Raw genomic sequence first — 26546 nt, 5'->3', positions numbered from 1 at the left:
ATCCGATTTAAACTATAGCATAGATGGAAATTGTTTTGGATTTACTTCATTAAAAATTGAATATACTTTATCAAAAACATCATCAACAGAAGGCTTAGAAAAGTAGTCCCCATCTGTACCGTAAGCAGGTCTATGTGCTTTGGCGGTCAAGGTTTGCGGTTTACTATCTAAGTGAACATAAGCATTTTGTTTTTCTACTATTTGCTGAAGTATATAAGAAGAAGCTCCGCCTGGAACATCTTCATCGATAACCAATAACCTGTTTGTTTTAGCCACACTTTTCACAATATCGTGATTTAAATCAAAAGGTAGTAGCGATTGTACATCTATAATTTCACAATCTATACCTATTTCACTTAATAACTCCGCAGCGTCTTCAATTATCCTTAATGTTGACCCGTATGAAACAAGGGTAATATCTTTTCCTTCTCTAATGGTTTCAACTACACCAATAGGTGTTTTAAACTCTCCAAGATTATTAGGTAACTTTTCTTTTAAGCGGTAACCGTTAAGACATTCCACTATTAGCGCAGGTTCATCACTGGCTAGCATAGTATTGTAAAATCCTGCTGCTTTTGTCATGTTTCGAGGTACCAACACATGAATTCCTCTTAGAAGGTGAATGATACCTCCCATAGGCGATCCGCTATGCCATATACCTTCTAATCGATGACCTCTAGTTCTAACAATTAGTGGTGCTTTTTGTTTTCCTTTTGTTCTATATTGTAAGGTTGCCAAATCATCGCTCATTATCTGTAGAGCATACAATAAGTAATCTAAGTATTGAATTTCTGCAATAGGTCTTAATCCGCGCATAGCCATACCAATTCCTTGTCCAAGAATTGTTGCTTCTCGAATACCCGCATCGGCCACTCGTAGTTCGCCATACTTTTCTTGCAAACCTTCTAAGCCTTGGTTAACGTCACCAATATTTCCGCTATCTTCACCAAAAATTAGGGTTTCTGGTTTACTGCCAAAAATAGCATCAAAATTATCTCGAATCACTATTCTGGCATCCACAAGCTCTGCCTCCTCATCATAAGTTGGTTCTACCCCTTCAATATTTATTGCTGTTGAAGAGCTCTCACTATACAAATGACTACTATAGTCCAATTGGGTTTTAGAACTAAACTCTTTTGTCCAGTTTAATAAAGTCGATTTTTGTGAAAGATTTTCTTTTATAATCAAACGCAAAACACTGCGAGCAGCTTGTAGAACTTGATGCTTTTCAGGATTTTTATGCGAAGCTAAATCTTGTATAACCTTTTCTATTTTTTGCTTTACTTGTGATTCTGAAGCTAATTGATTTAAAATATCAATCAACTGCTTTTGAGCTGTTTTCGCAGGCTCAGTAACTTTTTCCCAAGCTGCTTTTTTACCTTCGCGCACAATTTTTTTAGCTTCTTTTTCTATGGCTTCTAATTCTTCATCGTTAGCAAAGTTATTAGCAATAATCCATTGTCGTATTTGTGCGTTGCAATCAAACTCCTTTTCCCATTCTAAACGCTCTTTTGATTTGTAACGCTCGTGAGACCCTGAAGTAGAATGCCCCTGAGGTTGCGTGAGTTCGCGTACGTGAATTAAAACAGGAACGTGCTCTTCTCTTGCAATTTTATCGGCTTTTTGATAAGCTTCAATTAATTCTGGGTAGTTCCAACCGTTAACACAAATTATCTCATATCCCTCGTTTTTTTCATCACGTTGAAAGCCTTTTAATATTTCAGAGATGTTTTGTTTTGTAGTTTGATGTTTTGCATGTACAGAAATACCATATTCGTCATCCCAGACACTTATTACCATAGGAACTTGTAAAACGCCGGCCGCATTTATGGTTTCCCAAAAAAGACCCTCACTTGTACTAGCATTACCTATGGTTCCCCAAGCGATTTCATTGCCTTTATTAGAAAATAATTCTTGATCTATACCTTCAACATTTCTGTAAATTTTAGAAGCTTGAGCTAATCCTAATAAGCGAGGCATTTGGCCTGCAGTAGGTGAAATATCTGCACTTGAATTGGCTTGATTAACTATAGGTTTCCATTGGCCATCCTCTTGCAAACTATGGGTCCCGAAATGACCTCCCATTTGACGTCCTCCAGACATTGGTTCTTGTTCAATATCAGTATTACCGTAAAGTCCTGCAAAAAACTCTTCTACAGATAATAGGTTTAACGCCATCATAAAGGTTTGATCACGGTAATAACCCGATCTAAAGTCACCATTTTTAAATGCCTTAGCCATGGCTAGTTGAGGCACTTCTTTACCATCACCAAATATCCCAAACTTGGCTTTTCCTGTTAAAACTTCTCTACGACCTAGTAAACTGCATTCGCGGCTAATTACGGCTGTTTTATAGTCTTTTAAAACTTCTGACTTAAAGTCTTCAAAGGAAAGGTCTATATTTTCTTTTACTTCTTTCTGCATGCTTAAATCTTTTTGAGAACGGCACGAAGATAAGAAATTAGAATCAGATTTTCAATAGAAAATGATTTGAGGCATTAATAATAATTTCTAATTAAGGCTTTTTGATTAAAATTATCATAAAAAAACAATTTAAAAAGCCTTAATTTTTGCGTAATTCTAAAAATCGCCAATATTTATTAGCATTTTCACACTACTGGTATTTCTAATTATTTTGATTTGTGTTATGTAACTTGGGCGCGTAAAACTTAATACCAACGTCTTTTAAAAAGGCTTACAAGTGTCTTTAAATCTAAGGCCACAATAAACCGTATTTTTTGGTCGTAATTGTATTGACTAGGTTCCCAACCTAAACTTGATTGTAATGGGAAGAACACTTCAAAATAATCTTGGACTAAACTAAGCCTTATCCCAGAATCATATAGAAACTTGGCATCCTTATTTTTATTTTTTAGGATACCAGCATCCGCGTAAGCGTGAATCCAATTCCAAATACTAAAACTTCCATTAACTGTGCTTATCCATTGGTTGGCAAAACCCGGTTGAATTTTTGACTTGAAGCCGCCTTCGGCCGCAATAAACTGCTGACTAAATAGACCGCTGGTTTCACTTCTACCGTAATAATTGTAGTCAAACATATAATCTGACGGGCGGTCAAGGGCAAAGCTAAAATAATCTTCATTACGGGTATCATTAAACAAGAACGCCCCTGCAAACACACGTAGTTCTAACTGCCTATTGTTTAAAAATAATTTACGCCACTTTGTTGTTACCGAGATTTTACTGAATTTCTTAGCCACTTGATAATCAAAATTTGCAGTAAAATAATCGGCAAAGTTTCTGTCGCTATAGTTGTACTGCAAATTCATTACGCTATAATCAGGATTTTGATTGGTGGCGAATAAGCTCTGATCTTTACGAACATTTACACTTCGAATGCTTAACGATTGTCTTTGGTTACTGCGTAAATAAGGATTTCTAAAATTTAAACTAAAATAAGGTACAACACGGTAATAAAAAGCATCTGGTGCATAAGACATTCTGGTTCCACTTATCCCCAGCCGAATGGCATGTAATTCTTGGTTTTGAAAAAATGTATTGCTAGAGACACCAATAGAACCAATTAATGCATTACTATTTAAACCGATTTTTGGAGAAATATTAAAATTAAAATTTTGAGGTAAAACAGCGCGATTATGCAATTTAGGACCTATAATGAAGCCATCGTATAAATTATAATCAAATTCAGGAATTAAAAAGAGCTGCTTGTAATAGGGGTCTTCAATATCCATAAGCAACCTCACTTGGGGTGGTTTATTAAAAACTCCTTTAAGACTTTTATAGTTATTTCTCTGATTATATTCAGGTATGATTTGTTCATGATTTAAGGCTATGCGGTCTATAGCGTCTTTAGAAATATGAATCTTACCTTCTCCGTTTTTAATTCTTAACCAATGTTTACTTACTATATTCTTACCATTTAACCCGTACACGGCAACGGGTAAATTTTTATGATTTTTACTGGTTACGATTACTTGTAAAGAATCGTTTTTAGTAGTTACCTTTTTTATTTTAAAATCAATTGGTAGATTGGTTTGAATATACTCGTTAAAAAACCAATCGATTGGCTTATTTGTATATGTTTTGAATGCACTCTTTAGCTTGGCAAGGGCCAAAGTGTCTTTTTGTTTATTTTGATAAAATGCCGATATTGATTTTTTAAACGCTTCATCATTAGCTAAATAATCTTTTAAATAATTTAATCCTAAACCAGCTTTGTAAGGCGTTGCAATATTTTTATTAAATTTTAATAATGAATCTTGAGTGGTGGTTATAGCTTGGTCAAGATTAATACGCGCCATATTTTGGTACAACAATGCATAACGCTTATTAAAATCTAATTCGGAGGCATGGAACCAACGGATACCTATAAGTTCACTAAAAGCACCTAAAAGCTTGGTGTCTTCATAATAGGTTGCTACATAATTCATCATTAAATGCACTAATAAAGCTTCTTTAATCCAATTTTCTTTTCTGGGCTCTAAATTTAATTGTCCTTTTAATAGTTTATTGGTTATGGTTTTAAACATTTTAATATCATATTGAAAACCATCGGGGAAGGGGCGAATGAATTTTGGGAGTTGATTTAAACCGTAAACAGGGTTGTCGGCATAATCGGTTTTCGTAACCAGTAATTTTTCTTGATGTAAATGTCCCAGATTTTTATTTAGGTAGTGTAAAATGCGATGCACAATAATATTCCGGAAAGGCTGGGGCACCTCGTCATCTTCAATATTAGAAAACACTTGCATTAAATCGGTGTTAAACTGCTCATAATCTGGGTTGGTGGTTAGATGAAAATCTAATTGTCTGAGGTTTTTTCCGCTAAGGCGGATATTTTTAGTTTGTGCGATGTGGTTAACGTGCACTTTTTTAAAATTAGAAAAAATATAATAATTTTCTGGCACTATAAAATCAACGATTAGATCTATAGGAGCCATATAAAAATCATCTACATTTTTATGGCTATATACCTTCCAACTTTTCGCATATACGGCAGGGGTGAGCAACCAGTATCGTAAAATAAAATCTGAATCTTTATAGCCATAGCGTGTGAATTTACTATGGGGTATTTTTAAATTATATTCGAGATTAACTGAAATATGCTTTTGCGGAGGCAATTTTTTTTCTAATTGAATAACCAAGAGGTCGGGTTGATTTTCGGGTCGAAACCAATTCAAATTAGAATCAACATTTCGTATACTTATTATTTGCGTTTTACCTCTTTCTGAAGCTTTAGCGTAATGAAAATTACGTTGATAATCTTCTCTAAATCTGTAAGCAAGAGGAGTTTGTTTATGGCTAAAGGCATTTATCCAATCGTTAAGATAAATGACCTCCAGACTATCTTTTGAAGTGTTTTTAAAAGTTAAGTTTTGCGAAACTCTCATTTCCTTTTCTGCAGTATGAAGTGTAACTTGAGCAGTTACTTCGTGCTGTGCGAAAACAGAAGCGCATTTAAGTAGAATAAGAAAAAAAAAGAGGTGTTTATGCATAAAAAAACTAGGGGTACTTACTTTTAATATGTAAGTACCCATCTATTTTATTAAAAATTCGGACTTAAATTAAATTCATCGTAGAACTTATTGAGTATCTCAATAACCTCTTCTTCGGTGTCAACCAATTGTATTAAATCCATGTCGCTTGCGCTGATATTTTTAAAAGAGTCTAACAATGTTGTTTTGACCCAGTCAAATAAACCTCCCCAAAATTCGCGCCCCACTAAGATGATAGGAAATTTATCTATTTTATGAGTTTGTATTAGCGTGATGGCTTCAAATAGTTCATCTAATGTGCCAAAACCACCTGGCATTACTACAAAACCTTGAGAATATTTTACAAACATTACTTTACGCACAAAGAAGTAGTCAAAATTTAAGTTTTTATCCTTATCAATATAGGGATTGTCATGCTGTTCAAAAGGCAAATCTATGTTTAAACCAACCGAAACACCACCTGCTTGGTGCGCGCCTTTATTTCCAGCTTCCATAATACCAGGACCACCTCCTGTAATGACACCGTAGCCGTGTTCTACAATTTTGGCAGCAACGCTTTGTGCCAATTGGTAATATTTGTGATCTTCTTTAGTACGTGCCGATCCAAATATTGAAACACAAGGACCAATTCGGCTCATTTTTTCATAGCCTTCAACAAATTCACCCATTATTTTGAAAATGGCCCAACTGTCATTGGTTTTAATCTCATTCCATCCCTTGTGTCTTTTTTCGTTTCTCATATTCATTTACTTATAATGTTATTTATTTTAATTTGTTAGTACCAATCTCTTTTGCCAAGAATTGGGCAGTATAGCTTTTACTTTGTTTTACTATCTCTTCTGGGGTACCGGTCGCTACAATTTCTCCACCGTTTTTACCTCCCTCAAAACCGATGTCAATAATATGATCTGCCAATTTAATTACATCCATATTATGTTCTATAATTAATACAGTATTCCCTTTATTCACCAATTGATTTAGTACCTTCATCAATACATTTACATCTTCAAAATGCAATCCAGTGGTGGGTTCATCTAGAATATAAAAGGTATTACCAGTATCTCTCTTTGATAATTCTGTAGCCAATTTTATGCGTTGCGCTTCGCCACCCGATAGTGTAGTGCTTTGCTGTCCCAAACTGATATATCCAAGACCTACATCTTGAATGGTTTTGAGCTTCCTGTAAATCTTAGGTACCGGTTCAAAAAAATCTGTAGCTTCATCGATGGTCATCTCTAAAACATCGTTAATAGATTTTCCTTTGTAACGAATTTCGAGTGTTTCTCTATTAAAGCGTTTGCCTTGGCATGTTTCGCATTCCACGAAAACATCAGGTAAAAAATTCATTTCAATAACCCGTAAACCTGCTCCACGACAAGTTTCGCACCTTCCGCCTTTTACGTTAAAGCTAAACCTTCCTGGCTTATAACCTCTTATTTGGGCTTCGGGTGTTTTAGCAAATAAACTTCTAATTTCAGAAAAAACTCCTGTATAAGTGGCAGGATTAGATCGTGGTGTTCTGCCTATTGGAGACTGATTAATGTCTATAACTTTATCTATATGTTCAAGACCCTTTATGTTTTTATAGGGTTTGGGTTCTTTAACCCCATTAAAATAATGCGCATTCATGATCGGATATAGCGTTTCATTAATAAGGGTTGATTTACCACTTCCTGAAACACCGGTAACTACAATCATTTTTCCTAAGGGGAAAGTAGCTGTAATATTTTTTAAATTGTTACCCGTGGCGCCTTTAAGAATTATTTTTTTACCGTTACCTTCTCTTCTTTTCTCTGGTATTTCAATCGCAACCTTTCCATTTAAATAAGATGCCGTTAGGGTATTCTGTTTTAATAATTGTTTGGGACTACCTTCGCTTATAATTTCACCGCCATTTCTACCTGCCTTAGGACCTATGTCAATAACATAGTCTGCACGTTCAATCATATCCTTGTCGTGCTCTACTACAATTACAGAGTTACCTACGTCTCGTAAATTGAGTAGAGAATTGATTAATTTTTCATTATCACGTTGGTGCAAGCCTATGCTAGGTTCATCTAATATATAGAGTACCCCGACCAATTGCGAGCCAATTTGCGTTGCCAAGCGTATACGTTGTGCCTCACCACCAGATAGACTTTTCGCACTTCGGTTAAGATTAAGATAATCTAGCCCTACATCAAGTAAAAACTGTAGGCGGGTTTGAATTTCTTTAATAATTTCTTCGGCAATTTGAATTTGTTTTTTACTAAGCTGTTGTTTTATCTTAGCAAACCAAACACTTAGAGTAGCGATATCCATTTGAGCTAGCTGAGCAATGTTTAAATGATTGACTTTAAAATATAAACTCTCTTTACGCAATCTAGTTCCTGCGCAAGTGGTACAGTCAATTCTATCCATAAAAGCCTTGGCCCATCTTTTTAATTTCCTAGAATCATTGTCGTTAAAAGTTTTATCTATAAAAGGTATTACGCCTTCAAAATCTATTTTATGTGAACGTTTAACACCTAAATCCTTAGAATTTGAAGTGAATTTTTCTTTACCCCCATGCAATATCAAATTGAGTGCTTCTTGGGGTATTTTTTTTATGGGATCGCTAAGATTAAAATCATAGCGTTGCGCTATAAGTTCTAACTGTTTAAAAGCCCAGTTTTTTTTGTATGCACCATAAGGTATTAAACCGCCTGCTTGAATAGACTTCTTATTGTCTGGAATAATTTTTTCTATGTTTACTTGATACAACTCGCCAATACCATTGCAAACAGGACAGGCTCCTTTTGGTGAATTAAAAGAAAAGTTATTAGGCTCTGGATTAGGGTAAGAGATACCCGTAGTAGGACACATCAGGGTCCGACTAAAGTACCGCTCTTTTTTATCTCCATGTTTAATAATCATAAGTACATCTTCTCCATGGTCTAAGGCGGTTAGTATACTATTGTATAATCTTTTTTGCGTATTCTCTGTTTCGTCAATAGCTAATCGGTCTATGACAATCTCAATATCATGGGTTTTATACCGATCTAGCTTCATGCCTTTTTCTATATCGATAATCTCACCATCGACACGTACCTTTACAAAACCCTGTTTAGCTATTTGTTCAAATAATTCACGATAATGCCCTTTACGGGAACGGATAACTGGTGCAAGAATGTTAATCCGTTGCCCTAGATAATCTTTAGTAATTAGTTCTTGAATCTGTTCATCACTATAACTTACCATTTTCTCTCCCGTTTCATAACTATAGGCATCAGAAGCCCGCGCGTATAAAAGTCGGAGGAAATCGTAAATTTCGGTAATTGTACCAACAGTACTTCGTGGACTTTTACTCGTGGTCTTTTGTTCTATAGCAATGACGGGAGAAAGTCCTTCAATTTTATCTACATCAGGTCTTTCAAGGCCACCTAAAAATTGCCTAGCATAAGCCGAAAACGTTTCTATATACCTACGTTGGCCTTCTGCATATATGGTATCAAATGCCAAAGACGACTTACCCGAACCGCTGAGACCGGTAATTACCACCAGTTGATCTCGCGGAATCTTGACATCAATATTTTTTAAATTATGCACGCGAGCGCCCAGTACTTCTATAAAATCTTCAGAGTTTTTCATAACAATTTTTGCAGACTGCTAATTTAGCCAATATTAGCTTATAGTGAAAATACCAATCTTAAACCTTTAATAAAATTTTTCATTTGTTTCCTCAGGATATTCTTTATCTAAAAGTGCCAGCTTTTCTTGGGAGTGCTGTATTAAATCCGTAAAGAAAATTTTAAACTCATTCTGCATAGGTAAATAATGATTTTGCATAATGGGAACGGCTTCTGATAATGGTGCCTTGGTAGGAATGCGACGTGACATTTGATCTAGTATTTGAGTAATTCCCGATATACTTTGGTAACTTTTGAGCCAATTTTGCTTAATCATAATAGGGTAAAACTGATTCACTTTTTGCGGTAAAACCGATTTATGTTGGTCAAGTAAAATATAAAAATTCTCAATAAAATCATCTAGGTTTACAATGCTATACTCGGCCCAATTAACGGCTAAGAAGTGATCGTACAGCACATCATTAATTACCTTATTATAGTGTCTAAATTTGTTGAAAAACCGATGAGCACTTTGATATACTATAGGATGACTATCGGTATAGCTATCTATAGAACGATGAAGTAATATTCCCTTTTTAATAGCTGTGCTATAATTTTGATAATCGTTACCTTTTACGGCATCAGCCATAAAATTGCCCAAAGTGACCATTGGCCTTTCTTGAGATAAATAAATATGTGCCAAATAATTCATAGGCACAAGATAGGAGAAAGGCTTTGTTTAAACAAGTATTTTGCAAGCTTACAATACAACAGTATATTTGTTTTTTTAATTAATACAAAATAGATGACACTTATAAAATCAATTTCAGGAATTAGAGGTACAATTGGTGGTAGGGTAGGAGATAATCTTACCCCTATAGATGCCGTAAAATACGCCGCTGCTTACGGGACCTGGCTAAAAGAAGATAGGAATAAAGAAACCTACAGAGTTGTAATTGGACGAGATGCCAGAATATCTGGAGCTATGATTCAGCAATTGGTCATGAATACTTTAGTAGGAATGGGTATACAAGTAATAGATCTAGATTTATCAACTACTCCAACCGTAGAAATGGCCGTAAAGTTAGAGCATGCAGACGGCGGCATAATTCTAACAGCTAGCCATAACCCAAAACAATGGAATGCGCTAAAATTACTAAATTATAAAGGTGAATTTTTAAATGCTGCTGATGGAAAACGAATTTTAGAGATTGCCGAAGACGAATCATTTTCTTTTGCATTAGTGGATGAATTAGGGAAAATTACCAAAAATCAGGCTTATATAGATTTGCATATCGATGAAATTTTAGCATTAGATTGGGTAGATGTAGAAGCTATCAAAGCTGCCGATTTTAGAGTAGTAGTAGATGGCGTAAACTCTACGGGAGGCATAGCGGTACCGCGCTTACTTGATCGTTTGGGGGTTGAAACGGTTAAATTGTTTTGCGATCCTACTGGGGAGTTTCCGCATAACCCAGAGCCATTAAAAGAACACTTGACAGATCTTAGCGAACGGGTAGTTCAGGAAAATGCAGATATGGGGATTGTGGTTGATCCAGATGTTGACCGGTTAGCCTTTATTGATGAAAATGGAGCTATGTTTGGAGAAGAGTATACTTTGGTAGCTGTAGCGGATTATGTTTTAGGTAAACAAAAAGGCAATACTGTAAGTAATTTATCCTCTTCTAGGGCATTGCGCGATGTTACTCAAAAACACGGCGGATCGTATTTTGCCAGTGCCGTTGGTGAAGTAAATGTTGTAGCTTTGATGAAAGAAAAGCAAGCGGTTATAGGGGGAGAAGGAAACGGAGGGATAATTTTACCTAATTTGCATTATGGTAGAGACAGCCTCGTAGGTATTGCACTTTTCTTATCTCATTTAGCACATAAAAAACTTAGTCTTTCTGAGGTTAGAAAAACCTATCCGAGCTATTATATGAGCAAAAATAAAGCCCAGCTTACTCCTGATTTAAATATTGATGCTTTACTTGATACGATGGCGAAGCAATACAGCAATGAAGAGGTGAGTACTGTGGACGGAGTAAAAATTGATTTTTTAGAAAGTTGGGTGCACCTTAGAAAGTCAAATACAGAACCAATTATTCGTATTTATACTGAGGCAAAAACTCAAAAACAAGCCGACGAATTGGCAGAAAGATTTATGAATGAATTGGAAAGTTTAAGCTAATAAGTCTTTTAAGAAATAAAAAAAGCCTTTCGGGATCATTTCGAAAGGCTTTTTTTGTACAATAAATTAGTTGATTAATTCACAATCGCGGGACTAATTGGATTGTTACTTTGTACTACGACAAAGGTGTTGGTGGCATAAAAAGCGTCACCATTAGCACCGTTGTTGGTCCAGTTTTCATAATCATATTCAAAATTAAAGGACTGACCAGCCCAGGTACTTTCCATTTCATCAATTCTTATGGGAACCTCCATACCAGGGCACCAACCAGCGCGATCAGGTTTCCAGTTTCCTGGCTCTTGATTACTTACTGGGTTTTGTGCACAACCAATGGGTCCCAAATCGTGCGTATATTTTTGAGTACCATTTATTTTTATATAATGGGTTCTGTAGCACCATTCTGCACAACCTCTTCCGCCACTATCATAAGGTGTCGCATGTCCCCAACCAGAAATAGTAGAGCGCAAATGTATTTTTTCGGCTTCATTAGGTATACTTACCGACTTATCGAGATCAAAATTATGTGTTTTTCCATAAGGAACTCCCGAAGATGACCAATCATCATAAGCAATAATCGGTACTATGGCTGAATACTTATATTCAGGTGTACCATAAATAAAATCAAACTCAACCGATACTAGGTAACCTTTACTATTCCAACATTCTGTACGAATACGCAATTCATTATTTCCGGTAAGTAAAGATTTAAAATCGGTAACATCATATTCAAAACCACGAGGAAGTTGGCTGTTGTCATTCCAGTAAGGGGTTATAAACCTGCCCATTTCATAAAATTCACCAGTTGCAGGGTCTTTTACCTTTACATTAGCAAAAACATCCCATTCATCACAGCCACCGGCTGGACATCTTAGTTTTACAAACATTTTAATTTGGGAAACTTTATCAATATCGGTAGGAAAATCAAAACTTTGAACCGCTGATTGGTCGTGTCCATTACCAAAGGCCACACGCTTATCTGAAAAGGTGCTCATCGTTATGGTTTTCACTTTTCCTTTTGCTTGTAAAGTGATAATTTTTTCGAATTCATCACCATTTACAATTTTTAACTCACTGTTTTGTAAACCAGTTTGGGTAGGTGTAAATTTTACGTAAATAGTTTTTGTAGTTTCCTCATCCTCATTTGAAATATCAATACTTTTGGATAAATTTTCCAGATCAAATCCAATTTGGAAATCTCCCATGGTTGTAATTTTAATAGGAGCGTTGAGGTTTGCATATTGCAATGAAAAATTTCGATTACTGCTACTTCCTAGTTCTGTGTCTTCAAAAGTTAAACTGTTAATATTAGTTGAAATTAGCAAGGTTTTATCTTCTTCGGAAACAGTGGAAGAATCATCATCACTGCAAGAAAACAATACAGCTGTAAAGCCCAGAAAACACAAAAATAGCGTTTTGCAAATGTGGTTTTTTAAAATCATTTTAGTTAAAGTTTAGTTGTTATCAAATTTAAAAACTTTTAACTAAATTGTAATGATTTTAAGAAGTCTTTTCAGCATCAAATCCACTCAATTTGTGTTTCCATCTTTTGTGTGTCCATAAATAATAAGCAGGATTTTCGTTTATTTGTTTTTCGAGTAAATCGTAATACAAATCGGTTAATTTAAAATCCTCGTAACGCTTAGGGGTATAGGTTATAGGTAGTAATTCAGCTTCGTATCTTCCTCTTTTTACCTTATTAACCTTAAGGTAAACAACGCTAAGATTCAGTTTTTTAGCAAGATATTCAGGTCCGACGAATGAGGGGACTTTATGATTAAAAAAGTTTACATAGTGTTTTGCGTTTTTGGGTCTTGGAGATTGGTCGGCAACCAAGCCATAACTGCTTAATGTTTTATTTTTTTTATTTTTTAACATTATTTTAGGCACTGTTTTGTTGGGCAGCATGTGGGTATTGTACTTTCCTCTAATTTTGCGAATAAGCTTGTCAAAATATTTATTTTTAATAGGCTTATAAACACCATAAGCTTTAAAAGTAATAGAATGAAAGTGCAATGCGTGAACCCATTCATAGCTAGCATAATGACCCATTAATAAAATATAACTTTTTTTCTGGCCTTCTATTTCTTTGAGCAATTCTGGATTTAAAATCTTAAAACGGGTTTTTAGTTGTTCATCGCTCATTTTTAGGGTTTTAATCATTTCTAAAAATGAATCGCAAAAATAATGATAAAATTCTTTACGGATTTTATTTCTTTTACTGGCTGATAATTTTGGAAAAGCCAAAGCAAGATTTTGTTCTACTACTTTTCTTCTATAGCCAATTACATGATAAACCCACAAGTAGACAAAATCAGAAATCATATAAAGTAATGGAAATGGTAAAATGGCAAGAACCCATAAAAAAGGGTAACTAATAACAAATATCAATCGTTGCATGGAGGTGCATTTTGTTGCAAAGATATACTATCTTTGAACACAAACCAATGTTACATGAATAGTATAGAATTAGTCACATTATTGCTTATAGCCATCAACGTAATCGTATCATTTAAAGGCTTTCAAGACACCAATTTTTTTAATCGTTATAAATTTATGGTAGGGCCAATCAAAAATGGAGAGCGTGTTCGTTTTTTAAGTTCTGGCTTTTTACATGTTGACCCTACGCACCTCTTGGTGAATATGCTTACGCTGTACTTTTTTGCCAATGTGGTAATTTATGATCTTGGTGTATTTGCTTTCATTATCATTTATTTAGGTAGTTTAATTGCGGGTAATTTATTCTCGTTTATGATGCATAAAAAAAACAGCTATTATAGTGCTGTAGGTGCAAGTGGAGCAGTTATGGGAGTGCTTTACTCGGCTATTTTATTGCGTCCAGATATGATGTTGGGCTTATTTTTTATTATTCCCATTCCTGCATATGTTTTTGGAATAGGGTACTTACTCTACACCCTTTACGGAATGAAAGCACAAAATGATTTAATAGGGCATGATGCGCATTTTGGTGGAGCCATGGCAGGTTACTTTATTAGTCTTGTTTTAGCACCAAGCCTATTACAAACCAATTTGCTTATGGCCATATTGTTATTAATTCCTTTAATTCTGTTATTTTTTCTTAAAAGAATAGGTAAACTATAAGCTTCTGTTTATTTTAGATAAGTAACTAAATGTTTTGAATTATGAAATCTAACAGTTTATTATTATTTATTTTAATTGCTCTTTTGTTTTCTTGCAAAACAGATCAAAAAAATTCTCGTGTTGAAGATGCGCGTATTGAGGGGGTTGAACCTGAAGAGCAGGAACCTGAAGTGACTATCGATGAGCATACCAGTCGTATTTCATTAGATTGGGCTGCGACCTACGAAGGGGTTTTACCATGTGCAGATTGTGGAGGAATAGAAACGGCAATTGTGCTAAATGAAGATATGACCTATCAAAAGCAAGAAATTTATTTAGATGAAAATGAAGAGCCATTTATTTCTTCAGGTAAGTTTGTTTGGAATGAAAGTGGAAATGAAATTGAACTTAAGGAAGAAGACGGCCCCACTTATTATAGGGTTTTAGAAAATAAGCTTATTCAGTTAAACCAAGCTAGAGAGGAAATTGAAGGAGATCTTGCTGCTTCCTATTATTTGATGAAAAAGTAAGATTCTTCAATACCGTAACAAAGAATGTTTAAACCTACTGTTTCTAGCCTCCTAATCTTAGTTCTCCTTTGTGCAGCCTGCACAAAAGAAGATGAAAATATTACAGAATTTGATGGTTTATTCAATAGAACCCCAGAGCCTGTATTTGAAAGTTCTTTTGGCTTAGCAGCCGATCCTTCTGTACTTATGCTGAGAGATACACTTTTTATGTATTTCACCGCAGAAGGCGGAATTGCAGTAGTCTATTCATTAGATAATGGCAAATCATGGATGAATCCCAGTAACAATATTACTGATGATTACCTGGCGCTTAAAAAAAGATCCTCAGCATGGGATAATACCTTAGAAACTCCCGAAGTGGTAAAAGTGGATAACTTGTTTTATATGTACTATACAGGTTATAGGGAAGGAGAGTCTGATAATGAACACGTTCAAAATTATGAAATAGGATTGGCAACTTCTCAAAACGGATTCGACTTTGATAGAATTTCATCGTCTGAGGATGGTCCCATAATTAATAGAAATATTACAGACCCTTCAGCTTTTGATCATCATGCTTTAACTAGTCCAGGTGTTATTTTTGAAGAAGGATTATTTTATATGGTTTATGCCGGTTGGAATGTTTCACAAAACTGGACGGCTACAAATGCTGGTATAAGAATTTTAGGAGCAACATCAAGTGATGGTAGGGTATGGACTAAAATAGGAGAGCCACTTTTAACTAGTGCGGATATTGGTTTTAGCCCAGATGTTAATGAAGCAAGTTTGCTAAAATCAAAAATAGATGGGTATTGGTTAATTCCCTTCTCTACAGATAGAAGCATAGGATTAGCTAGGTCGAAAACTTTTTTTGGAGATTTTGAAGTGTACCCCAATGCTGTTATCAAACCTGAATTTTATTGGGATAATGAAGTAACAGCTCCAGATGGTATTATTCAAGATGGGAAATTGCGTTTATGGTTTCATGGCGTTAAGGAGCCCAATTATTGGCCTTGGGTGATCGGCTATGCAGAGCAAGATTATCCCTTTTTGTGGTAGCTAAAGGTCGTAAAATATAAAGGCGCTTGAAGTAACAAGCGCCTTTTTATTTAAAGAGTATTTCAACAAATTATTCACCCAATAATTCTGCAACTTTATTTTCTAAAGCTTGGCCTCTTAAATTTTTGGCGACAATTTTGCCATCCTTATCTAAGAGAAAAGTAGAAGGTATAGATCGTACTTGATACATTTTAGCAATAGGGTCATTCCAATATTTTAAATTAGAAACATGGTACCAGTCAAGTTGGTCATCTTCAATAGCTTTCACCCAAGCATCTTTAGTTTTATCTAATGAAACTCCAATAATATTTAAACCTTTATCGTGGTATTTATTATACATTTTTACCACGTTCGGATTTTCCATTCTACAGGGTTTACACCAAGCTGCCCAAAAATCAATCAGGGTAACTTCACCCATTGCATCTTTTAAACTAAGGTCTTCGCCTTCTGGTGTTTTAGCGGTGAAATTAGGAGCCATACTTCCTTCAGAGGTAGCTTCATTAGTTTTTATAAAAGTTGCTATGCGTTTACCGGCTGGAGTGCTTTGCGCCTTGTCTGAAAGCCCTTCAAATAAACTTTTGATTTCTGGAAGGCTAGAACGGTTCATATTGAGCATATCAGAAAGTATCATTACAGATACCAATGAATTAGGGTTATTCTTTATAAGCTCTTTTCTAAACTTACTTTCCTTTTCAATAAATGCATCACGCTCTTCATTTAACTGACTCGCTAATGCGGGATTTTCCTGTAATTCTGGGTTTCTAAACTTTTCAGATAGAGCTTTACCAGCTTTTTGTTGCTTATTAAGAAAATGCATGTACTCTTGTAGCAAATCTTGGTTATCACCTCCTTTTAAGTCAGTTTTACTTAAACTATCGGCATGTATTTCACCTTCAATTTTCTCATTTTCATAAACAAATAATACGTTCCCATTGGCATTATTTTCTAGCTTTAATATCCCTAGCCCCTGATAATCCGTATTAGGGAGAGCTAAATTAATCTTACCATCTTTTACCAGTACAGTGTCTTTTGGCTCTGGCGAACCGTTATCATTTAAGGTAGAGAAATATACAGCAGAACCCTCTTCAGCATCTATACTAGCCATTAAAGTATTATCGTTATCATTATTTTTAGAACCACAAGCTATAAGGCCTAAACTTGTGAAGAGTAGAAATAGTTTTTTCATTGTTGTAAAATTTTTATTCTTGCAAATATATTTACTTTAAAGTACAATATAAATTTGACGATATAAATTCTTGTTAATTTTAAACGCTTATTTTTGTAATCTCTTTTAAGAGCTTTAATTTTAAATATGGTAGGTAATTTGAGACAAAAAACAAAAGAAGATTTTCCATTTTCTATTCAAGTTGGTTTTAAAAAGGTTATAGACGCGTATAAGGCTCGGTTAACAACCGAGAAGAAACCTTTGGCTAAAAAATATTTGAAAGAATTACTTGATTATATTGAGGATTTTCCGGAGTTGGAAACGGGCGTTGAAGACTTGGAGCGACTATCTGATTATGAGCAACCTATTATTACCTTATTAGACGATTTGTTTCCAGATCTTTTAACCGAAAATGAAATTAAAGCCGCAGCGGTGCCAAAAACCGACATTTTCTTAGCTATTTCTGCTCGGTTCGAACGAATATTGAATGAGGCTGGTAAAAATTTTGAATTAACACCCAGAAATTTTGATAAGCAGTTAGATTATGTAAGTGGTTGTGTACTTATCTTAAACACTTTTTATAACTATAAAATAGATTTTAGTCGACCAATCTATTATGATATACCAAATAAAGAAGGGATCATAAAAACCTACCGTTTATCTGTAAATGCAGATTTTATTCAGTTTCATAAGACAAATAGCGCTCCAGATATTACCGATGCAGATGTAGACGAGCTGTTGTTAAACCCAGATGATCTTGAGATATGGAAAGAAAAATTTCCGCCCAATAGTTATATCTTTAAAGGGTTTACTCTTCTGAACCTTACTGATATTACCATAGACGATGGTATTTCTGATTTGAAATCTGAATTGCTTAATAAGAAGTTACCAGAATCTACAATGGCGAGCTTAATAGAGATTTTTAGATCTATTTTTAAATTACCAGATTTAAAAATAGGCTTCACTTTGTATGATCAAGCAAACAATAAGTTTGTGAAAATGAGTCAAGATAAAAGCTCTTACATCAATAGTTTTATTTTAGACCAGGATGATTGTGTTAATTGTCCAAAAGCTTTATGCCAACAGGGTATTAATCAATTAATCGAGAAGAAAGAAAATTTTGTGATTGCAAACGTTGAGCAATACGCTATAAAAACCAAGCATAATTTACTAGCTGAGAATTTATTGGCCCACGGAATAAAAAGTAGCATCTTTGCTCCTGTAGCGCGAGGTAATGAATTAATGGGGGTTTTAGAACTGGGTTCGTTGCGTAAAAACGAGTTAAATCGTATTAACGCATCAAAGTTAGACGATATTATACCCTATATTGTAATGGCTGTCGAGCGAAATAAAGCAGAATTTGAAAATAGAGTTAAAGCAGTAATACAATCTGAATGCACTAGTATTCACCCAAGTGTTTTATGGATTTTTGAAGAAGAAGCCGAGCGCTATATTAACGATTTAGAGCAGGATGGGATCGCTTCATTTAGAGATATAGGCTTTAAAGACATTTATCCCTTATATGGACAAATTGATATTGTTGGCTCTTCTGACGAACGAAATAAAGCCATTCAAAAAGACTTATTGAGCCAATTGCAAGTCATTACCAAACTGGTAGAAAAAGCTTTTGAATTAGAAGCAATACCTATTTATGAACAAATTATTTTTAGAATAAATGAGTTTCAAGAAGAATTGCAAGAAAATTTAAATGCGTCTAGTGAGCAACGCATAATGAACTTTATCTTTGATGAGTTAGATCCTTTAATTGATCACATAAGAACCAATGAAAAGAGTTTAAGGCAAGAAATAGATGCCTATAGAGAAGATTTAAACTCTCAATCTGGTGTTATTTATAACCATAGAAAAAATTATGATGATACGGTTCAACGTATCAATCGCAGTTTATCGCGTTATTTAGATAAGCAACAAAAAGAAGCCCAGAAAATGTATCCGCATTATTTTGAACGTTATAAAACTGATGGGGTAGAGCATAATATGTATATTGGAGCTGCTTTGGTAAATAACAGGCCGTTTCATAAAGTTTATCTTTATAACTTAAGGCTATGGCAGTTGCAAACAATGTGCGAGATGGAGAATAAGTTTTATTCTATTCAAGAAGACTTAGCTTTAAAATTAGACGCTGCATCACTCATATTGGTTTTTAGTTCAACTTTATCCATTAAATATAGAATGGATGAGAAAAAATTTGATGTAGACGGCACATATAATGCACGATATGAAATTATCAAGAAACGAATAGATAAGGCTTTTATTAAAAACACCGAAGAGCGTATAACGCAAAAAGGTAAAATCGCTATTATTTACTCACAAAAAACAGATGAATTAGAGTATCTACGCTATATTAAATATTTACAGAAAAAGAATTATCTAGGTGATGAAATAGAAAAACTAGAACTTGAAGATGTACAAGGAGTAATAGGTTTAAAAGCCTTACGCGTTAGAGTTTTATATCATCTGCCAGATGAACCTAATCAAATTAAGTTTACCTATGAAGATTTGATGAACGAATTAAATCCGTAAAGCAAACCAAAGAATTAGTCTATGCTTAATACCAAATTAAATAGATGAAAAAAGTAGTGTTATTTATTTGCCGTTTTTAAATTGTGCTAAAAGCTAAAATAAAAGCTATTACCGATATGATTATACCGGTCATAAATATGGTATAGGTCCATCTCAATAATTTATATTTTCTATTTAAAACAATTCCTAAAAGGTAAAGATCCTTGGTTAGGGCTTCGTAGATATAATCATTATCTTTTAGAATTTCATCAATTGCCCATTTATATTGATCAAATTTCATTTTATGAAAATTACCAAAAAACAGAATGTTTACTTCTCTGTTTTTTACTTGCTCCTTTGTGAATTCACCCGTACCAACATTAGGCCGGGTAGACATGATTGATAAAATCATTGATGCAACACTAAAACAAACCAAAACCAAAGTAGGCATCATTAAGTGGCGGTTTGAGGCTGCATCTAATTTGGGTATAATGTTGGCAAGTGCTAATGAAATTATAATGGCATTTACAGAAAGTAAAATGTTAGCTTTGGTGTCTGCAATATCACTTAATTTAATATGATTGCGCAAGGCGGTGCGATAAAGGGTTTGAATTCCGCGGTCTGGATTATTACTTTTGTATTTTGCTTTTAACTTGGCTTTTACTCTTTCCTTATCTAATTTCTTTTTAAGCTTTTGCTGACTTTGGAGCAGTTCTAATAGATTTTCTTCTTTCTGAGCTTTCCAGTTTTTTACGGCATGTGGTGTATAAAACTGATGTTTCACAGTAAAGAGCTCGATGTTTTCTGCAATCCACTCTGTTGGTGAACAGTTTTTGATATTCAATAATTTGAGCTCTTGCCTTAATAATTCACTTATATCTTCGAAATAATCTTTGGCTAAATGAGAGTAATCTGCATCTTTTATAATTTTATCTCCTATTTGCTTGGGTTCAATATGGCTTTTTGTTTGCTCTATATAATGACAAACCCTATCAATCAAATCAGCGTCGGCATTTACCTGGCTTAAGAAATCCTGTGAAATTTTAATACTTTCATCTTCGTGTTGTTTGTAAGTCTTGGTGTAACCAGTGTCATGTAGCCAGGCGGCTAAGATCAGCGGTTGATGCTCTTTAACATGAATTTCAGAATTTTCAATTAATTCTTTGGTACTTTTAACAACGCGCTTTGTATGATTGAAATTGTGATAAACAAATGTATTAGGTAATTTTGTAGCGAATAATTCAAAAACAAAAGTTTCTGTTTGTGCTATTAAATCTTTCATAAGGTGCCTCGTTTAATAAAGCAAAGTACAAAAAAAGTAAACTGTATTTATATTTATGATTAAAAATAACATACTTCTAACAATTTCGGTATTATTTTTTTTAGGATGTGCCTCTTATGAACCAAAATATAGAAACCAACAAGAATTTTTAGATACCAGCTATCCGGCTCATAAAGAACTGGCGCATCGCTTTTTACTCGTAGGCGATGCCGGCTATGCCAAAGAAAATGGGAAATCTGATGGTATGAAAGTTTTTGAACAAGCCTTAGAAGCATTTAATGTGAAAAATTCACATACTTTATTTTTAGGGGATAACATATACCCAGACGGAATGCCAGAAGTAGGAGATCCTGGTAGAGCTGAGGCTGAATATCGTATGGGAGTTCAAATTGAGGCGAGTACACCAAGTCTTGGTGAGGTAGTATTCATACCAGGAAATCACGATTGGTATCATAACAGAATTCATAGCCTAAAAGAACAGCGTGATTTTATTGCCAAACATATGCCCAATAAAAAAGATACTTGGGCACCCAAAACAGGTTGTGGCTTTGAGGTGCGTGATATTTCAGATGATGTGGCCTTAATTATTTTAGACACACAGTGGTATCTAGAAAATTGGGACAAAAGCCCTACTATTAATGATAATTGCCCCGAAATTAAAACTAGGGAAGCTTTTTTACAGGAATTTGAATCAGAATTAAAGAAAAATCAAAATAAGAATATTGTTGTGGCTACACACCACCCGCTTTATACTAATGGTGTACATGGTGGTACCTATCCAATAGAAAGGCATCTTTATCCTTCACAAAAGACCATTCCATTACCCATTCTAGGTTCTTTAGCTGCATTGATACGCACAACTGGCGGAGTAAGTATTCAGGACGCTCAAAACGAGCGTTATAAATCTATGGTTGACCGTTTGTCTACTATTGCTCATGAATATGAGAATGTCATTTTCGTTTCGGGGCACGAACACAATTTACAGTATAATATTTTTGAGGGAGTACATCAAATTGTTTCTGGATCTGGATCTAAATTATCTTACGCCAACTTAAGAAATACAGGTCAATTTGCTTATCCTGGTCAAGGTATGGCGGTATACGATATTTTTAAAGACGGCTCTACCTTTGTTCGATTTTATAATTTAAAAGATGGAAAGTTAAATGAAATTTATCGCAAAGAAGTTTTTCCATCTAGAAAAAGTCCAGATCGGTTTATAAAAGATTTTACAAAATATAAACAAAAATTCATCAAAGCTTCAATCTATAAAAACGCAGACCAAGAAAAAGAAAAAAACAAATTATTCACCAGTATTTGGGGCAATCATTACAGAGATCTCTATTACCAGGAGATTCAAGTGCCAGTTGCTTTTCTAGATACACTCTACGGCGGATTAAAAGTTGTTCGTGCAGGAGGTGGTCATCAGACTAAATCTTTGCGATTGGAGGATAAACAAGGAAGGGATTATAATTTACGAGCATTAAAAAAGAATGCACTTCAATTTTTACAAACGGTCGCCTTTAAGGATAAAAAAATTAAAGATGATTTCAAAAATACTTTAGCTCAAGAAGCTATTGAAGATTTTTATACGGCTGCACATCCTTATGGATTTCTTGTTGTGCCTACACTGGCTAAAGCTATTGGTGTAGCTCATACTAATCCTAAGTTGTTTTACATTCCCAAACAAGCCGCTTTAGGGAACTATAATGACGAGTATGGCGATGAAATATATATGCTTGTTGAAAGACCTGAAGATGATTGGTTAGGCTCTGGTAAATTTAACAATCCAAACAAAGATATTCAAAGCAGTTCAGGATTGTTTGAACATCTAAGACGTGATGAAGAATATAAATTAGACGAGTCTGCCTATATACGTGCCAGACTGTTTGATATGCTTTTAGGTGATTGGGACAGGCACCAAGATCAATGGCGATGGGGTGAAAATAAAATGCCAAATGGTGATAAAGTTTTTTATCCTATACCACGAGATCGCGATCAAGTATTTTCTAATTATGATGGTGCTTTTTTTGCCACGGTTAGAGGAATAGCGGGTTTTGCCAATCAATTTGGGACTTATGAGCCCATGATTAAAGATTTAGCTTGGTTTAATTCGGCTGCAGCCGGATTAGACCGTACTTTAATTCAAAATCAAGGAAAAGGAGCTTGGATTCAACAATCTAAATTTATTCAACAAAATTTGAAAGATGAAGACATCGAAATAGCTTTTAAAAGACTTCCTAAAGAAATATATCAACACGAATCCACTCAGTACATACTAGAAACCTTAAAGAAAAGAAGAGATAATTTAGCAGAAATTGCCACTAAATATTATGATTATATAGCCAGATTGGCCATCGTTACCGCCACAGATAAAGATGATTATATTGATATTACTAGACTAAAAAATGGAGATACTCGTGTTGCTATTTACAGAAACATAAAAGGGGCAAGAAAATACTTGGTTAGCGATAAAGTGTATAAAAAAAGTGAAACAAATGAAATTTGGGTGTATGGTTTAGATGATGACGATGAGTTTTTAATTGATGGGAAGGGGCGAAACCCAATTCATTTAAAAATTATTGGAGGCCAAAATAATGATATTTACAAGGTCTATAATAAATATAATTTAAAAATTTATGATCATAAATCTTTGCCTAATACCTTTGATGAAGCCATAAATGCAAAAATTAGATTAACGGATAGTTATGAAATAAATAATTTTGATAAGGATAAACGTATATATAACGCATCTACCATATTACCCGCCTTGGGCTATAACCCAGATGATGGTGCAATCATAGGCCTGCAAGGTACCTATACCATCAATAAGTTTAAACGTAACCCATACTCTTCTCAATACAAATTAAAAGCCGGATATTATTTTGCTACAAAGGGATTTGATTTAGAAGGGAGAGGAGAATGGGCGAATATCTTTGGAAACTATAATTTATGGGCCAAAGGTCGAACTACCAGTCACAATTTTGCGGCGAATTATTTTGGATTAGGTAACAACACAAGAAATCAAGAACATACGCAGAACAAAAGCTATGACTATAATAGAGTTAAAATTAGCCGTACAGAAGTAGCGTTGGGAGCCATAAATAGAACTCCTTTTGGTAGTGTTTTTGAAGCTAGTTTAGGGTTTGAAACGGTTGAATTGGATGACTCGCCTAACCGTTATATAACTGAAATAGCTTCACTCAGCGCCCCGAATTTATTTGAACGGAAATACTTTGCAAAATTAGATGCAAGTTATACCTATGAGAGTTATGATAATTATTTAAACCCTTCGCGCGGGATGGAGTTTAAATTGAATCTAGGCGCTACGATTAACACAAAAAACACTCAAAGATATTTTGGGAGAATAGAGCCTTCAATATTATTTTACAATGCGATTTCTACTAATAGAAAACTTGTGTTAAAAACTCACTTAAATTCTAAAGTATTACTGGGAGATGATTTTGAGTTTTATCAAGGAGCGCAATTAGGTGGCGACAATGGTTTAAGAGGATATAGGAACGAACGTTTTACAGGAGAATCTTTTTTAGTTACCGGTGCAGATTTACGGTATAGTTTTAATCAATTTAGAACACGTTTTTTGCCGTTTCAGATTGGAGTGTTTGGCGGAGCAGATTTAGGTAGAGTATGGTTAGATGGAGAAGAAAGTAGTAAGTGGCATCCAGATTATGGTGGTGGTGTTTTTATTACTTCGGCCAATGCTGTAAACGGTACTTTAAACTTATTTCATGGAGATGAAGGTTGGCGCTTTAGCTTTGGTTTTGGGGTTAGTTTTTAAATAAAAAAGAGTCAGGCACAAACGCCTGACTCTTGACTTAACATTAAAATAAATTTTATGTTTTTTGCTGAAAAGAAATAGTTTCAGATCTAAACTTGTTCTTTCCAAAATCTAATGTTCTTATAGGGAATGGGATATTGATATCATTTTCATCAAAAGCTTTCTTAAGAGCTACAATAGCTTTGTGTTTAGCAAAAAGAATATCCCGCTGTTTAGAAACCTCAGCCCAAAACCGAATGGTAAAATTAATAGAACTATCACCAAATTCGGTATAAGCCAATTCAACTTCTTCTAGATTTTCTTGATTAAATAATTCAGAAATTGTCGATTTAGCGATTTTCTCAACAACTTCGAGATCAGATTCATAACCTACTCCGCAAGAGAGTGAAACACGTGATCTTTGAGTATTAGAGAAATTTTTAAAAGGATTTTCAACAATTTTCACATTCGGTATAACCACCAAATTGTTATCGGATTGCTTAATGACAACATTACGTAAATTTACTTCTATAACCTCACCTGAAAAACCATTGGACTCAATCCAATCTCCTACTTCTAATTCTGGCCTAAAACTGAGTATTACGCCAGAGAAAGTATTGTGTAGGGTGCCTTGAAGGGCTAAACCAATGGCTAGACCAACCACTCCAGCACCAGCTAGCACAGAGGTTAAAACTTTGTTTAAATCTAAAACGCCTAAGGCCACGAAAAAACCAATGGCAATTACAATGACTTTAACAACACTTGTTGAAATGTTAATGATAGAGCGTGCTACGTTTTTATGCTCTAACAGTCGTCTAATTAGTTTAACGCTATATTTTGCCAATAAATAAAATAGGATTAATACTAAAATTGCCAAAATAATATTTGGCAATTTTAGTATTAAAGCATCTAACCAACTACCTAATTTATTCCATAAATCGGCTACGGCATCTGTGATGTTAAAAATTGAATCTTCTTCTTTCATTTAGTGTGCAATTATGCGTCAATAGCTTTGTGGGTATCTTCGGTTTTCATTGACCAAGCATCTAGCATCCAACTGGTTTTTTCTAATTCACCTATATATGCTCCAATCATATCAATTGTTCCTTCATCCTCGGCGTCATCTGCTTTTTCAACCACCAAACGCATTTGCTTTAAAATTTTGCTATGATCCTCTAAAAGTTCTTTTACCATAGCTTTATCAGTCTTTTTAGAAGTCGATTCTTTAATGTTTGACAAGTCTAAGTATTCTGAATAGTTACTTGAGGGTTGATATCTTAGGGTTAAAATACGTTCTGCAATTTCATCAATTTTTTCTTTTGCATCGTTATACATTTCTTCAAATTGCTCGTGCAAATAGAAAAAACTAGTACCTACAATATTCCAATGAAAGTTTCTTAGTTTCTGGTAATACATATGGTAATCGGCCAGCAAAACATCCAATTGTTTAACTGTTTTACTTGTTTTTTCGTTGTTTAGATTTAAATAACTCATATTTTCTTTTTTAATTTTAAACAAAAATACTATAAATAAAAATGATTGTAGATCAATTTAATATAAAATTAACTTATCTCTTTATCGTTTTAATTTATTCAGGAGTTCTTCAGAGATTTGCCCGCTATAGGTGCCATAGGCATCTGTCAATAATCCCTTTTTGCCATTTTTGGTTGTAATAGCGTAAAGAATAGAATTATCTGAAGGATTAGACATCCCTTCAAATCTATATACCTTGTCTATTTCAAACTCATTTGGTTTATAACTTTCTTTGTCTTTTTTGTTTTCTATGTGCTCATCCAATAAATTAAAATCATAAGTATACCCTTTTTCTTTTAATTGATTCATCGCTTGTGATAAAGTTTTATATTCCATAATTTTTTTGTTTGAATTTAGTATAATGCTCAAAGAA

Annotated in this window: 18 protein-coding genes; 6 read left to right on the top strand and 12 right to left on the bottom strand. The window is 34.3% G+C overall.

The window, feature by feature from the left end; translation table 11 throughout:
• Positions 1 to 12 precede the first annotated feature (12 nt).
• The 5 genes from ACFSQ0_RS04695 to ACFSQ0_RS04675 form a co-directional block, all read right to left on the bottom strand.
• Positions 13 to 2424, bottom strand: a complete 2412-nt coding sequence (locus ACFSQ0_RS04695) for an alpha-ketoacid dehydrogenase subunit alpha/beta (RefSeq protein WP_379044846.1) — start codon at positions 2422 to 2424, stop codon at positions 13 to 15.
• 245 nt (positions 2425 to 2669) lie between these two features.
• Entirely contained in the window at positions 2670 to 5519 is a 2850-nt protein-coding gene (locus ACFSQ0_RS04690) for a metalloprotease (RefSeq protein WP_379044843.1), read from the bottom strand.
• An 8-nt stretch (positions 5520 to 5527) separates the two neighbouring features.
• Positions 5528 to 6217, bottom strand: coding sequence for an LOG family protein (locus ACFSQ0_RS04685; protein WP_379044841.1), 690 nt, complete (start codon positions 6215 to 6217; stop codon positions 5528 to 5530).
• Positions 6218 to 6239: 22 nt separating this feature from the next.
• Positions 6240 to 9086 (bottom strand): excinuclease ABC subunit UvrA, encoded by a 2847-nt coding sequence (gene uvrA, locus ACFSQ0_RS04680; protein WP_379044839.1) that lies wholly within the window; start codon positions 9084 to 9086, stop codon positions 6240 to 6242.
• A gap of 66 nt (positions 9087 to 9152) precedes the next feature.
• Positions 9153 to 9776, bottom strand: coding sequence for an acyl carrier protein phosphodiesterase (locus ACFSQ0_RS04675; protein ID WP_379044837.1), 624 nt, complete (start codon positions 9774 to 9776; stop codon positions 9153 to 9155).
• 93 nt (positions 9777 to 9869) lie between these two features.
• Between ACFSQ0_RS04675 and glmM the strand changes: the two genes are divergently transcribed.
• Positions 9870 to 11252, top strand: coding sequence for a phosphoglucosamine mutase (gene glmM / locus ACFSQ0_RS04670; protein ID WP_379044834.1), 1383 nt, complete (start codon positions 9870 to 9872; stop codon positions 11250 to 11252).
• A gap of 74 nt (positions 11253 to 11326) precedes the next feature.
• On the opposite strand, the gene ACFSQ0_RS04665 is transcribed toward glmM, so the two are convergent.
• A complete protein-coding gene (locus ACFSQ0_RS04665) occupies positions 11327 to 12691 on the bottom strand; it encodes a peptide-N-glycosidase F-related protein (RefSeq protein WP_379044831.1) in 1365 nt (454 codons plus the stop codon).
• 58 nt (positions 12692 to 12749) lie between these two features.
• Positions 12750 to 13673, bottom strand: coding sequence for a lysophospholipid acyltransferase family protein (locus ACFSQ0_RS04660; protein WP_379045376.1), 924 nt, complete (start codon positions 13671 to 13673; stop codon positions 12750 to 12752).
• Between the two features lie 30 nt (positions 13674 to 13703).
• Between ACFSQ0_RS04660 and ACFSQ0_RS04655 the strand changes: the two genes are divergently transcribed.
• Genes ACFSQ0_RS04655 through ACFSQ0_RS04645 form a run of 3 tightly spaced genes read left to right on the top strand, consistent with a single transcriptional unit; the run spans position 13704 to position 15898 of the window.
• Positions 13704 to 14351: a rhomboid family intramembrane serine protease gene (locus ACFSQ0_RS04655; RefSeq protein WP_379044828.1), complete on the top strand. Its 648-nt coding sequence runs from the start codon at positions 13704 to 13706 to the stop codon at positions 14349 to 14351.
• A gap of 41 nt (positions 14352 to 14392) precedes the next feature.
• Positions 14393 to 14860, top strand: a complete 468-nt coding sequence (locus ACFSQ0_RS04650; RefSeq protein WP_379044826.1) for a copper resistance protein NlpE — start codon at positions 14393 to 14395, stop codon at positions 14858 to 14860.
• Between the two features lie 24 nt (positions 14861 to 14884).
• Positions 14885 to 15898 (top strand): hypothetical protein, encoded by a 1014-nt coding sequence (locus ACFSQ0_RS04645; protein WP_379044823.1) that lies wholly within the window; start codon positions 14885 to 14887, stop codon positions 15896 to 15898.
• A 70-nt stretch (positions 15899 to 15968) separates the two neighbouring features.
• Here the strand turns inward: ACFSQ0_RS04645 and ACFSQ0_RS04640 are convergent, their stop codons facing one another.
• Positions 15969 to 17084, bottom strand: a complete 1116-nt coding sequence (locus tag ACFSQ0_RS04640) for a TlpA family protein disulfide reductase (protein WP_379044820.1) — start codon at positions 17082 to 17084, stop codon at positions 15969 to 15971.
• A gap of 138 nt (positions 17085 to 17222) precedes the next feature.
• Here ACFSQ0_RS04640 and ACFSQ0_RS04635 point away from each other — a divergent pair, with 138 nt between their 5' ends.
• Positions 17223 to 19604: a GAF domain-containing protein gene (locus ACFSQ0_RS04635; protein WP_379044817.1), complete on the top strand. Its 2382-nt coding sequence runs from the start codon at positions 17223 to 17225 to the stop codon at positions 19602 to 19604.
• Between the two features lie 76 nt (positions 19605 to 19680).
• Here ACFSQ0_RS04635 and ACFSQ0_RS04630 read toward each other — a convergent pair whose 3' ends face one another.
• Entirely contained in the window at positions 19681 to 20865 is a 1185-nt protein-coding gene (locus ACFSQ0_RS04630) for a Pycsar system effector family protein (protein ID WP_379044814.1), read from the bottom strand.
• A gap of 55 nt (positions 20866 to 20920) precedes the next feature.
• Here ACFSQ0_RS04630 and ACFSQ0_RS04625 point away from each other — a divergent pair, with 55 nt between their 5' ends.
• The gene (locus ACFSQ0_RS04625; RefSeq protein WP_379044811.1) at positions 20921 to 24661 is read left to right on the top strand and encodes a metallophosphoesterase; all 3741 of its coding nucleotides are present in this window, start codon (positions 20921 to 20923) and stop codon (positions 24659 to 24661) included.
• Between the two features lie 55 nt (positions 24662 to 24716).
• Here ACFSQ0_RS04625 and ACFSQ0_RS04620 read toward each other — a convergent pair whose 3' ends face one another.
• The 3 genes from ACFSQ0_RS04620 to ACFSQ0_RS04610 all read right to left on the bottom strand — a co-directional run bounded on the left by ACFSQ0_RS04620 (position 24717) and on the right by ACFSQ0_RS04610 (position 26509).
• Complete coding sequence (locus ACFSQ0_RS04620; RefSeq protein WP_379044809.1) at positions 24717 to 25625, bottom strand: mechanosensitive ion channel family protein; 909 nt, start codon at positions 25623 to 25625, stop codon at positions 24717 to 24719.
• An 11-nt stretch (positions 25626 to 25636) separates the two neighbouring features.
• Entirely contained in the window at positions 25637 to 26134 is a 498-nt protein-coding gene (locus tag ACFSQ0_RS04615) for a Dps family protein (protein ID WP_379044806.1), read from the bottom strand.
• 81 nt (positions 26135 to 26215) lie between these two features.
• Positions 26216 to 26509: a phosphoribosylpyrophosphate synthetase gene (locus tag ACFSQ0_RS04610; RefSeq protein WP_379044803.1), complete on the bottom strand. Its 294-nt coding sequence runs from the start codon at positions 26507 to 26509 to the stop codon at positions 26216 to 26218.
• Between the last annotated feature and the right edge of the window lie 37 nt (positions 26510 to 26546).

Origin of the sequence: Mesonia sediminis (assembly GCF_042684705.1) — a bacterium.
Lineage (GTDB): Bacteria > Bacteroidota > Bacteroidia > Flavobacteriales > Flavobacteriaceae > Mesonia > Mesonia sediminis.
Note: the sequence above shows the minus strand (reverse complement) of the source record. Positions and strands in the feature narration are given on the sequence as shown.